Origin of the sequence: Micromonospora polyrhachis, assembly GCF_014203835.1 — a bacterium.
GTDB lineage: Bacteria > Actinomycetota > Actinomycetes > Mycobacteriales > Micromonosporaceae > Micromonospora_H > Micromonospora_H polyrhachis.
This window is the reverse complement of the sequence record NZ_JACHJW010000001.1, coordinates 7,103,459-7,116,844: the sequence shown is the minus strand read 5'-3', so window position 1 is coordinate 7,116,844 and position 13,386 is coordinate 7,103,459. Positions and strand designations below refer to the sequence as shown.

Here is a 13,386-nt window from a genome sequence, read left to right as displayed (position 1 = left end):
TTCGCTCGGTCATTGCACCGCCTTGTTGATCATCTCGGCCAGGGTTCGGGCGTGTGGCGGCGCGACGATGCCGTAGTGCGTGGTGTCGACGCGATGCCACGCCGCCAGCCCGGGTAGCCGCACCTGCCACTGCCGGGCCTGCGTCTGGGGCGAACCGAGCGTCGGTAGACCCTGCGTCGGCCGGTCCGCCAACCACAGTCGACTGGGGGTGTCGGCCAGTCGCGGCAGCGTGTACTGCGCCATACTCGCCAGGTTGGCCCGGCAGCAACGGGCCAGCGCGTCCGTGTACGCCTTTGCCGTACCGCCGGCTGCTCCCAGCTCGTGGGCGAAGAGCGCTTCGAGCCGCTCGTCGTCGTACGCCTGAAAGCCCGGCCCGGCATCCGGTGGTGGCGGGTCGATCAGGTAGAGGTCCCGCACCGGTCGACCGGCCTGTTCCGCCTCTGCCGCCATGGCGAGCGCTACCCAGGCGCCGAAGGACCAGCCAGCGAGCCGCCACCGCCACTGATCCGGAGGAAAGCGGTCCCGTAGCGCGGCGAGATAGTGCCTCGCTCGTCCCGGCAGGGACCAGGTTGGATGGTCGGGACGGGTCAACGCGGGATCGGCGATGAGGCACACGGTGAACGCCGGATCGAGCGCCGACACCAGTGCCCGGTACGGCTGGATGTCGCCGCCGACGGGATGGACCAGACAGAGCAGCGAGTGCCCATCGCCCGGCTGCCAGATCTCCAGCGGCACGATGTCCGGGGTGGGTGGGACCGCCTCGTGGAGGAGGCGCAGCACCTCGGCCAGGCTCACCCGGTGGCTCAGCTGGGACAGCGCGAGGTTGACGTCGAAGCGCTCCCTCACCTCGTCGAGCAGGTTCAGTAACACCAGGGAGTCGGCACCCAGGTCGTAGAGGGACGTGTCCGGGTCGATCCGGTCGACCTCCAACCAGTGACCCAGCCAGCCGGTCAACTGGTCGACGGCTGAGCCTGTCCCCGCCGCCGCCGCCACCGCCGGTGTTTCGAGCTGCGGTTCGACCTGCGGTGTTACCGGCGGCGCGTAGAAGTCTCGTGCCCGGTCTGGAGCGGTGGTGCACACCAGCAGGTGCGGCAGCCGCAGCCGTAGGGCCTGTGCGAACATCCGCTGCCCCTCGGCCACGGACAGGCCAACCGCCAGGTGTGCCCGGTGCCGGGCGTCGCTGGTCAGGGCCTCCCGGGCCATGCCCACCTCGTGCCAGATATCCCAGTCGATGACGATTCGCTGGGTGACCCGGGTCGCCGTCGTACCGTGCTGGGCGAAGCCGTCCAGCAGCCCGTTGGCGGCGGCGTAGTCGAGCTGACCGATCCCGCCGAACTGCGCGGCCAGCGACGCGCAGTAGACGACGAACGCCGGCTGGTAGCGCTCCACCAGGTGTTCCACGAGCAGGGCGCCGCGAATCTTGCCTGCGGTGGCGGACCGCATCGTGGTCGCGTCCCGCCGGGCGGTCAATCCGCCGGCCCCGACCCCGGCGGCATGCACGATCCCGTCGATCCGCCCGGTGTACGCGTCGAGACGGGTCAGTAGCGCGTCGGGTGTGATCTCGGCCAGGTCCGCCTCGACGATCTCGACGCGGTCGCCCCAGGGAGCCAGTACGGCCGGTAGACGCCCCCGCCGCGCGAGCAGGATCACCCGGCAGTCGCCCTGCGCCAGCAACCAGGCCGCGATGCTCTGCCCGATGCCGCCAGTGCCCCCGAGGACCAGGTAACCGGCCGGTCCGGCCGGCAGCAGGGGCGCCGTCGCCACGGCCGGTGGGCGCACCGGCAGCAGCGCCTGCTCCCACCAGTAGTTCTCGCGGAGCGCGAGCCGCCGGGGCGGTGCCCCCTCCGTCGCCTGCCCTGCTCGCGCGTCCGCCACGAGCGTCGACACCGCCGGTGCCCACCGGGCCAACTGGGCACTCGGCAGATCCAACCAGTGGCTTTCGAGGGCCGATTCCTGAGGAACTACTTCGCACGCGCCGGCCAGCAGGCCCAGCTCCGGTCGGCGCACCCCGTCGGCGACGGGTTGAGCCTGGTGGGACAGCCACCAGACTCGGATTCGCGGCCGGCGGGGCAGGCCGGACACCGCCGCCAGGAGCGCGGCCGGTGTGTCGACACAGGCCCGGTAGGCGTGGGCCAGCGCCTGGCTGTCGACCGGTCCGTCCACGGCCAGGGGTAGCGCGTGCAACCAGTCGACGTCACCGTCGCCGAGTGCGTCGAGCAGTTGGCGCAGCGACCCGGCATCGGTCGGGTCGACCTGGTAGTCGTCCCGCCCCAGCCGGACGTACCGGTCGACGGCGGTGACGGCCACCACCCGGTCGTACACCGCCTCGAACGTGTGTCGCGCGGCTGGCGGCAGCGGCTCGGTCGTCAGCACTACGAGCATCGTCGGTCGACGTGCACCGACCCGGTCATCGGCGTACCGCCAGCGCAGCCAGTGCGGCTGGTGCAGCCATTCGCCCTCGGGCAGGCGCACCGGCCACCGCTGCTCGACCGCCCGTGTCCCAGGCTCGGCCGGCGGCGCGGCGCGGACGAAGTCGAACTCCGCCAGTGCGAAGGCCGGTGGTGGCAGGTCCCACGGGGCCTGCGCCGGCCCGGCGGGCCACCGGATGGCCCGACCGGCGAGCCAGCCGGCGGCCAGCTCCGTCGCTGGCAGGGTCCCCGGCAGGTCCTCCACCTCGATCGGAGCGATCTCGACGGCGGTGGCGGCGCGTAGCCAGGAGACGGCATCGTCCACCTCGGCACACGCCGCAGCCGCCCGCCAGCGGCGGGGCGGGCGACCGGCCTGTAGGTGCCGCAGCACCTGACGGTAGGTCTCGGGCCGGGCCGCCAGGTAGTCGGCGAGTCGGCTGGCGTCGGTACGCAGCCCGGCCGCGCTGCTGCTGGCGAGCAGCACCACGGGTACGACCGGCGGCGGCGAGCTGGTCGGCCCGGTGTCTGCCGGTTCGGCCCCGTCGAGGATCAGATGGGCGTTGGTGCCGCCGATGCCGAAGCTGCTCACCGCCGCGACCCTCGGTCGCCCAGCGGGCCAGGGCCGAGCCTTGGTAGGTACATAGAAGGGCGTCGGATCGGGGCCGAGCCGTGGGTTGAGTCGGCGGAAGTCGATGTTGGGCGGAATCAGCCCGTGGTGTATGGACATGGCGGCGCGGATCAGGCCGGCCACCCCGGCCGCCGCACCGAGGTGGCCGATCTGGCTCTTCACCGACGTCAAGGCGCAACGACCGGACTCGGCCAGGTCGAACGCCTGGCGCAGCGCGGCCACCTCCACCGGGTCGCCCAGTTCGGTGCCGGTGCCGTGCGCCTCGACGTAGGCCAGGTCGGTGGCCGGGTGTCCGCTGCGGCGTAGCGCGGCGCTGATCACCTCCCGCTGGCCGGCGACCGATGGGGCCGAGTAGCCGATCTTCTCCGCCCCGTCGTTGTTGACCCCCGACCCGGTGATCACGGCGTAGATGGTGTCGCCGTCCCGCCGGGCCAGCCGCAGGGGCTTCAGCACCACCACACCGACACCGCTGGCCCCGATGGTGCCGCTGGCATCGTCGCTGAACGGCCGGCAGTGCCCGTCCCGGGAGAAGATGTGCTGCGGCCGGTAGCGGTAGCCGTCGCTCAGCGAGGTGTCCACCAGGACCCCGCCGACCAGCATCACGTCGCTTTCGCCCTGACGCAGCAACCCGGCGGCGACGTGGACCGCCACCAGCGAACTCGCGCAGGCCGCCTGGACGGTGAAGGCGGGCCCGGACAGCCCCAGGTGGTAGGCCACCTTCGTGGCGAGGAAGTCCTTGTCGTGGTGTAACGCCAACTGGAAGGAGTCCGGCAGTCTGGCCGGGTCAGCCTCCCGCAGCATCGCCTGGAAGTAGGTGTTCTCCCCGCAACTGGCGAGCAGGCCGACCCGTTGCCCACCGGGGTCGGCGATGCCGGCGTGCGCCAGCGCCTCGACACAACTCATCAGCAGGTGGCGCTGCTGCGGATCCATCAGCCGTGCGTCGGAGCGGCTGATACCGAAGTGCTCGGGGTCGAAGGCGAGCGGCCCGCCCAGATGACTGCGGGCACCGACCAGTCCGTCGGCGGCGGCGAAGTGCTCGATGCCTCGCTCGCCGGCCTCCACCATCGTCCAGAAGGCGGCCAGGTCGTTCGCACCGGGCAGCCGCACGGCCATGCCGACGATGGCGATCGGCTCGTCGGTGGTGACCTGGGCGACCGGGACCGGCTCGTCCGGTGCCACCGCGCCCGCCAGGAAGCGGGCCAGGTGCCGGATGGTGACGTGCTCAAAGAGGTCGGGAATGGTCAGTGACAGCCCTTCGGCGACACAACGCAGGTGGAAGCGCATCAACCCGAGACTTCCCACGCCGTTGTCGAAGAAGCGTTGCTCCGGCTCGATGGGCACTCCGACCGCTGCCTCGAACAGTGTGCAGAGCCGCGCCTCCAGCGGTGACCGGACCGGCGCGGCCGCGCCGAGGTGGGGACGCAGTTCCTCGCCCGGGGCGGTCGGTGCCCGGCGGCGGTCCAGTTTGCCACTGGCGGTACGCGGCAACTGGGCCACGGACCGGAACCGGTCGACGCGAACGTAGGCGGGCAGGAGGCGGGCGAGATGGTCGGTCAGCTCGGTCACGGCCGGCGGCTCATCCCGGAACTCCAGGCATGCGACCAACTGCTCGCCGTCGCGGACCACCACGGCGTTGACGATCGCCGGGTGCCGCAGCATCGCCGCCTCGACCTGGCCCAGCTCCAGCCGGTGTCCGCTGACCTTGACCTGCTGGTCGTCGCGACCCAGGTAGTGCAGCAGACCATCGCGGTCGAACCGGGCCTGGTCACCGCTGCGGAAGAACCAACCAACTCCGGACAGTTCCACGAACCGGTCCCGATTCAGCACCGCATCGCCCAGGTAGCAGGGGGCGACCAGCGACCCGCCGATCAGCAGTTGTCCGGGGCAGCCCGGCGGTACGACCTCGTCGGCCTCGTCAACGACCCGAAGCGAGACGTTGGCGATCGGCCGGCCGATGGCGGGCCGCTCCGGCCAGGTGGCCGGATCACCGTCGAGGCAGAGACTGCTGACCACATGGGTCTCGGTCGGACCGTAGTGGTTGAAGAGGCGTGCTCCGGGCAGCCCGGCGAACCAGCGGCGGATGCTGTCGGTACAGACCAGCTGCTCGCCGGCGGTGACCACCTCGCGCAGCCGGGATGGGTGCCGACCGAGGCGGACACCATGCTCCGCCAGCAGTTGCAGCGCGACGTACGGCATGAAGATCCGCTCGATGCCGGCGGTGTCCAGCTGGTCCAGCAGCGCCGGCATGTCCTGCCGCCACCCTGGCCGGAGCAGGTGTAGCGTGCCTCCGCCGCAGAGCGTGCCGAAGATCTCCTGGAATGAGACGTCGAAGGAGAGCATGGAGAACTGCAGGGTGACCGCCCGACCCGGCAGACCACCGGGCCCACTCTGCCACTGCAGCAGGTTGCACAGCAGGGCGTCGTGGACCCGTACACCCTTCGGTGTGCCGGTGGAGCCCGAGGTGAACAGCGTGTAGAGCGGCCGGCCGGCGTACGCCGGGGTGACTGACCCGCCGCCCCGGGACAAGCTGACCGGGTGTCGAGGGTAGGCGCCCTGGTCGATCCGGTCGAGGGCGGTCTCGGCACCGGGGGACAGCAGCACGCACAGCGGCTCGACCTGCTCCAGGATCTGGCGCAGCAGCACCGGTGGGTAGGTCCGGTCCAACGGCACGATCGTCAGGTTCAGTCGGGCCAGCGCCAGCATCGCCACCACGTGCTCGACCGACGGCTCGAAGTACAGCGCGACGGCGGCATCCTCGGCCGGGGCCGGGTGGCGCTGCGCCAGTTCGGCGGCGAGCGTCGCGGCATACCCGTCGAGGTCGGCGTAGCTCAACCGGCGGTCACCGGCGACCAGCGCGACGGCGGTGGGGTCGGTGCGTACCTGCCGGGCGAAGCCCTCGGCCACCGTCGGGTAGGTCGACGGGGCCGGATCTGCCCGGCCCGGCTCCGGCAGGCTGCCCCGGTACGACCGGACCAGCTCGGCCAGGGTCATGTTGTCGCCGTCGGCCAGCGCGTCCAGCCCCTGCCGGAACAGGTCGGCCAGCGCGGCCACGTCATCGATGTCGAAGTGGTCGCCGGAGTATTCCCACAGGCAGTCGAACCCGGCCTCGTGTGGGACGACGGAGAGGGTGAGCGGGCACTTGGTCTCGGTCGGGGGCAGCCACACCGGTCGGGACTCGCAGCCGGGCAGCACCAACGCGGAGAAGTCGGTGTTGTCGAGGACGAAGAGGAAGTCGAACAACGCCGTACCGCTGCCGAAGTCGTGGTCGTCGACGACGTGCGCCAACGCCACGTCCTGCGCGTCCAGCACCGCATGTAGGCCATCGGCCTGCCGCAACAGTTGGGTGCGTAGCTCCTCGCGCGGTGCCAGCGCCAACGGCAGCAGCACCGTGTTGGCGAACATCCCGACGGTGTGCTCGAAGGCCCGCACCGGCCGGTTCGCGACCGGACTGGCGACCCGCGGCTGGGCCCGGCCGGTCACGCCGTAGACGGCCCAGCCGAAGAGCCCCAGCAGGAGTTGGAACCGGGTCAACCCCCACTCGGCACCGAGCCGGTCGAGCGCGCTGCGACGTACCGTGTCGATCGAGGTGTGGAACAGGTGGTCCCCGCCGTCGGCGCGGACCGGCCGTAGCGGTGCCGCGACCCGGTCAAGGTCCGCGTAGTGGGCCCGTAGTGCGGCGCGTTGGGCCAGGTAGGCGGGCTGGCTGAACCAGTCGGCCTGCCAGGTGGCGTAGTCGAGCGGCGTGGCGACCGCCGCCGGGTCGTCACCCCCGGCCGCCTCCATCGGGTCGTCACCCACGCTCGCGGTTCCGGCCAGCGCTGCCGCGTAGTCGGTCGAGAGCGTACGGAACAGCACGTCGAGTGACCAGCCGTCGACCGCGATGTGGTGCAGGTGCAACAGCAGCACCCCACCGTCGTGCCGGGCCCGCCAGTAGGCCCGCAGCATGCGTGGCTGCCCCAGGTCGAACGGACGGGCGAACAGGGTGCGGGCTTCGGCCCGCCAGTCGTCGTCGGGGACCGCCGGCGGCTCGATCCACGGGTCGTACGGCTCCGCCACGACCTGTCGCAACCCGTCCGGGGCGGTACGGAAGGCGGTGCGCAACGCCGGATGTCGGACCACCGCGTTCCGCAGTGCCCGCCGCAGCGCGTCGGCGTCGACCCGGCCCCGCAGCGTGAAGGCCAGCCCCACGTGGTAGGCACCGGACCCCGGTGACCGTTGCTGCAACAGCCACAGCCGCTGCTGTTCGGAGGTGGCCGGAGCCGACCGGGCACCGGCCGGGGCGGCCGGCACCGGATAGGGCGATCCGGTTGTGCCACGGGCCCCGTCGATCGCGGCGGCCAGCGCGGCGAAGTCACCGTGCAGGACCACCTGCTGCGGTACCTCGCCACCCCAGCGCCGGTGGATCTCGAAGCGCAGGCGCAGCGCCTTGAGTGAGTCCCCGCCGCTGGCGAGCCACCGGTCGCCCGGCCGCAGGTCCGACACGCCCAACACCTCGCCGGCCAACGCGAGTACCTCCCGCTGCCGATCGGTGACGGCTGAACCGGATCCGTCGTCGGCACCTCGCCAGGGCGGGTCGTCGCGCCCGAGCAGGGCCGCCGAGTCCACCTTGCCGTTGGCGTTGCGCGGCAGCGTCTCGACCCGGTACACCCGGTGCGGCCGCATGTACGCCGGCAGGGTCGCGGCCACATGCCGATCGAAGTCCACGAAGGACAACTCAGGGTCGACCACCAGGTACGCCAGCAGCTCGTTCGTGCCCTGCACCGGGTCGGGTCGGGTGAGCACGTATGCCTGCCGTACCGCCGGGTGGGTGACGATCTGCCGCTCCACCTCGCCCGGTTCGATCCGGAAGCCCCGGACCTTGACCTGCCGGTCGACCCGCCCGACGTACTCGAACCGGCCGGTGGCGTCGACCCGGACCAGGTCGCCGGTGCGGTAGTAGCGGTCGGCGGAGCCATCCCACCAGGGCAGCCGGACGAAGCGGGCGGCGGTCTCCTCGGGCAGGCCGCGGTAGCCGGCCGCCACCGCCTCGCCACCGAGGTACAGCTCGGCCACCTCGCCCGGCTCGGCGCGGCGGACGCCGTCGACCACCGGCAGCGCCTCGGTGCCCGGCAGCACCCGGCCGATCGGCACCACCTCCGCCGCGAAGTCCCGGGGGATGGGGTGGCACAGCGCGAAGGTGGTCGCCTCGGTGGGCCCGTACACGTTGTAGAGTCGGGTGTCGCTGGCCGCGTTGTCGCGGTACCACCGCCGGATCAGCCGGGCGTTGAGCTGCTCGCCACCGACCAGCACCTGGCCGACCCCGGCGAAGCAGTCCGGCACCTGGTCGACGACGGCGTTGAACAGCGCCACCGTGATGAACACGGTGTCGATCAGATTGCGGTGCAGCGCGTCGGCCAGCAGACGCGGGGTGGTGGCGGTCTCCTCGTCGAGGATCACGCAGCAGCCGCCGGTCGACAGCGGCACCCAGACCTCGAAGCTCAGCGCGTCGAACGCCGGGTTGGACAGACAGGCGTAGCGAGCCGCTTCGGTCAGCTCGATGTAGCCCGCCCGGGCCAGCCGCAGAATCCCCTCGTCGCGTACCTGCACACCCTTGGGCTGGCCGGTGGTCCCCGAGGTGTAGAACAGGAACCCGTCCGGCGCAGGTTCGCCGTCGTCCCCCGGGCCGGCGGCATCCTCGGGTTCAACGGCATCCTGGGGTCCAGCGGGGTTCCCGGAGCGGGCAGGCGGAGCCGACACCCACTCGCCCGCCGTGGCCAGCAGTGCGTCCACCCGCAGCGCCCGGACCCCGTCGGGCAGGTCACCGGGCTCCTCCGGGCCGTGGACCAGCGCCACCGCGGCCGAGTCCCGCAGCATGTGCCGTTGACGCTCGGGCGGGCTCTGCCGGTCCACCGGCACCACTGTCGCCCCCAACCGCAGGAGGCCGAACATGGCACAGACCAGCTGCCAGGAGCGGGGCAGCCGGACCGCGACCGCCTGCCCGGGGCGTACCCCGTGCTGCCGGAGGGAGCGGGCGACCCCAGCGCTGGCGACGTCCAGCTCGGCGTAGCTCAGCTGTCGGTCACCGTCGACCACCGCGACCGCCTCGGGCGTACGACGGATCTGCGCGAGCACCGCGTGGGCGAGGCCAGCCATCACGCCTCCCGTACGACCGGCGTCAGCGGGCCACCGCCCCGGATCCGATCCAACTCGTCCCGCAGCAGGGTGGCCACCCGCAGCACCTCCGCGCTCTCCAGGATGTCCCAGTGGTCGCAGTGCACTAACTCCAGCCGGAAGTCGTCGCCGCGCCGCTGCCAGAAGCCGCGCACCTCGCGCAGGAACTCCCCGGTTCGCCCGGCGGTGGCCTGCAACAGGACCAGCCGGGCGGATGACGGCAGGGTCGGATATTCGCGCATGGTCGACCGGTTGTGGTTGTAGATCCGGTGGTACTGGACGATCTGCTGGTCGTCGATGCCCGGGTACATCCCGTTGAACTTGATCAGCTTGTCCCGGAACTCGGCCATGTCCACCGGATCGATCGCGGCCCGGTGGGCCGGATCGTCCGTACCGAGGGTGTCCAGCAGAAGCACACTCGACCCGGTCCGGCCGGCGAGCGCCAGCCGGCGTCCCATCTCGTACGCCACCAGACCCCCGTAGGAGAGTCCGGTGAGGACGACCGGCCCGTCGAGCAGGGGCGCGACCTGCCGCAGGTACGCCTCGGCCATGGCCTCCACCGTGGGCAGGAACTCCTCGCCCGGGTTCACCCCCGGCGACTGGATGCCGTAGACACCGACGGATTCCGGCAGCGCCTTCGCCAGTGACAGGTAGCAGAAGGCGGTGCCGCCGGCCGGATGGACGCAGATCACCCGGCCGCCACCGTCGCCCGGACGGAACTCGATCAGATTGCTCGGCGGCTTGCCCGACGCGCCCCGGCGCAGCCGGCCGCCCAGCGCCTCGATCGTCGGGTGCAGCATGATCTCGTGGACCGGCAGGGTCTCGCCGAACGCCTCACCGATGGCGTGGGCCAGCTTGATCGCCGAGATCGACGTGCCGCCGACGTCGAAGAACCGGTCGCTGATGCCGATGTTGGGCTCCAGCAGCAGCCGCTTCCAGATCTGGTAGAGCGTCAGTTCGATCTGGTCCCGCGGGCTGGCCAGGTTGACCTGCCAGGGGGCGTTCGCGCGAGCCAGCCGTAGTAGCTCGGCCTGGTCGAGCTTGCCGTTGGAAGTCCGGGGCAACTGCGGCAGTTCCACGAACCGAGCCGGGATCATGTAACCGGGCAGCCGGCGGGACAGGGCCGCGCGCCACTCGCTCGCCAGCATCGGCGCGGCACCACCCCGGCTGATCCCGGCGACCAACTGCGGTTCGTCGGCCCCGTCCCGGTCGACCAGCACCGCCGCTTCGTGTACGTCCGACTGGTCGAGCAGCGCCGCCTCGATCTCGCCCAGCTCGATGCGGAACCCGTGCACCTTGACCTGGTTGTCCCGGCGGCCGAGATACTCGATGTCCCCACCGGGCAGGAACCGCGCCAGGTCACCGGTGCGGTAGACGCGTTCGCCGGCCAGGAACGGATCGGGGAGGAACCGGTCGGCGGTCAGACCCGGCCGATTGAGGTACCCCCGGGCCACGCCGGCACCACCGATGTAGATCTCCCCGGTCACGCCGATCGGCACCGGTTCGAGGCGCTCGTCGAGCAGGTGGACGCGGGTGTTGGCCACCGGCCGCCCGATCGGGCACTGTCGCGCCAGGGGCTGCGGATCGAGGTACGCGGTGCTGTAGACGGCGGTCTCCGTCGGCCCGTACCCGTTGAGGACGCGCAGGCCGGGAAGGACTTCCTGGATGCGGTGTAGGCCCTGTTCGGGCAGCGGTTCGACCCCGACCAGCAGTTGCCGCAGTGCCAGGCCGGCCAACCGCGTCGATGGCTCCTCGTCGATCCATCGGATGAAGGCCGGCGGTAGGTAGGCCTGGACGATCCGATGTTCGCCCAGCCAGCTCATCAACGCCGTCGGATCGCCTCTCACCGGCTCGGGTACGAGGTGCAGCGTGCCGCCGGTGGTCAGCGGCAGGAAGATCTCCTGTACCGAGACGTCGAAGCCGATGCTCGACCACAGCGCTGCCGCCTCACCCGGGGCGGCACCCAGTTGGGCCACCCAGTGGTCGAGCAGGTTGACGATGCTGCCGTGGGTGACGGCGACCCCCTTGGGGCGGCCCGTCGAGCCCGACGTGTAGATGACGTAGGCCAGGTCGGCAGGGTGCCGGACGATGTCGGGGGCGTCGTCGCGCCGTCCCTCGGCCTCGACCAGGGTCACGTCCTCGACCAGGGTCACGTCCTCGACCAGGGTCACGTCCTCGACCAGGGTCACGTCCTCGACCAGGGTCACGTCCTCGACCAAGGCGACGTCCTCGATCCGGACCACCTCCTCGACCTCGATCATCGCGCTGTCCCCGTCGCACCGGATGGGGGTCACACCCCCGCCGCCCAGCACCAGCGCTGGTGCGGCGTCGGTGACCATCCCGGCCAACCGTCGCGGCGGCAGGGCCGGGTCCAGTGGCAGATAGGCGGCCCCGGCCTTGAGGATGCCCAGGATGGCGACGACCAGTTCCACCGAGGGGTGCGCGTACACACCAACAAGCTGATCCGGACGGACGCCTCGGCCGGTCAGCGCCTGCGCCAGCCGGTTCGCTCGACGGTCCAGCGTGGCGTAGTCGATCCGGGCACCGGCGCAGACCACGGCAGGCCGCTCGGGATGCCGCCGGGCCTGTGCCGCGATCCGTTCGGCCAGGTTCGTCGGGGCGGTGAGTGCTCGCGTGGTGGCGTTCCACTCCACCACCTGGCGCTGCCGTTCGGCCGGGCCGAGCAGGCGCAGCTCGCCCACGGGCGTCGACGGGTCGGCGGCCACCTGCCCGAGGAGACGTACGAAGTGGTCGGCCATCCGGGTGATCGTCGCGGGGTCGAAGAGATCGGTGTCGTACTCGAAGGTGACGTGCAACCTGTCGGCGTGTTCCATCACCTCCACGGACAGGTCGAACTTGGCCGCGCCGGTGCTGCTCGACAGCGGCCGCAGTTCGAGGTCCGGCAGGTGGATCCGACCGCGTGGAATGTTCTGCAGGACCAGCATCACCTGGAACAGGGGTGAGTAGCTGGTGTGCCGTTCCGGTTTGAGTGCCTCCACCAGGCGCTCGAACGGTAGGTCCGGATGGGCGTGCGCGTCGAGCAGGCGCCGGCGTACCTCGCCCAGCAACGCCGCGAAGGACTGGTCCGGGTCCAGTCGGTTACGGATGACCACGGTGTTGATGAAGTGGCCGATCAGGTCCTCCACCGCCCGGTGGTTACGGTTGGCGAACGGGGTGCCGACACAGACGTCGTCCTGACCGCTGTAGCGCCACAGCAGCACCGACAGGGTGGCCATGAGCGTCATGAACAGGGTCGCGTCGCTGGCCCGGCCGGTCGCCCGCAGCCCCTGGAGCATCTCGGCGTCCACCATCACGGTGTGGCAGTCGCCGTGATACCGCTGCACCGCCGGCCGGGGCCGGTCGGTCGGCAGGGCCAGCAGCGCGGGCGCGCCGGCCAGCGCATCGGTCCAGTAGTCGAGTTGCCGGTCCAGTTCGCCGCCGGACAGATGCTGGCGCTGCCACAGCGCGTAGTCGGGGTACTGCACCGGCAGTTCGGCCAGGGGACTGGCATCACCCCGCGCGTACGCCCGGTAGAGCGTGGTGACCTCACCGACCAGAACGCCGATCGACCAGCCGTCGGCCACCATGTGGTGCACGTTGAGCAGCCAGCGGTGTTCGTCCTCGGCCAGCCGGAGCAGGCTGCTGCGCAGCAGCGGCCCGGTGACCAGGTCGAACGGGGTACGCGCGTCGGCCGCTACGGCCTCGTCGGCCCGGTGCAACCGCTCCGACCCGGGCAGTGCGGTGAGGTCGGTGACCGGCAGGGCGACCGGCCCGGCGGGGCGTACCAGCTGGCGGGGCTCACCGTCGACGTCGGTGAAGACGGTGCGCAGCGCCTCGTGCCGGCGGACCACCTCGGTCAGGGCCCGGCCCAACGCGGGCACGTCCAGGGCACCCACGACATCGAATGCGACCGGGTTGTTGTAGAACGGGTTGCCCGGGGCGAGTTGGTCGAGGAACCACAGTTGACGCTGGGCGAACGCCAGCGGCACCGGCGCGCTCGGCCGGCTCCGGCGGGGGATCGTGTCGGTGTCCGAACCGGTCAGGATCGCGATCAACTGTTGCTTGTGGAGCTTGAGTTCGGCCAGCAGTTCGGGCGTGAGGACCTCGCGTGCCGCCTTGACGCGCAGCCGGTCACCGTTGACCTCCAGCCGCACGGAGTGCCGGTGGAGCGTGTCGAGTAACTCGTAGGCGTTCATCAGA

At 71.5% G+C, this 13,386-nt stretch carries 2 protein-coding genes; both read right to left on the bottom strand.

The genetic code is table 11. The features are described from left to right. Positions 1-9: 9 nt before the first annotated feature. Positions 10-9,168 carry a non-ribosomal peptide synthetase gene (locus FHR38_RS31270; RefSeq protein ID WP_184538957.1) on the bottom strand — a complete coding sequence of 3,053 codons (9,159 nt, stop codon included), beginning with the start codon at positions 9,166-9,168 and terminating at the stop codon, positions 10-12. After that, complete coding sequence (locus FHR38_RS31265; protein ID WP_184538955.1) at positions 9,168-13,382, bottom strand: non-ribosomal peptide synthetase; 4,215 nt, start codon at positions 13,380-13,382, stop codon at positions 9,168-9,170. Before FHR38_RS31265 ends, FHR38_RS31270 begins: the two co-directional genes overlap by 1 nt. Positions 13,383-13,386 lie beyond the last annotated feature (4 nt).

Bases quoted from the DNA above. Each gene is read 5' to 3' on its own strand.
- FHR38_RS31270 (WP_184538957.1), bottom strand. From the start codon at position 9,168: ATGGCTGGCCTCGCCCACGCGGTGCTCGCGCAGATCCGTCGTACGCCC.
- FHR38_RS31265 (WP_184538955.1), bottom strand. From the start codon at position 13,382: ATGAACGCCTACGAGTTACTCGACACGCTCCACCGGCACTCCGTGCGG.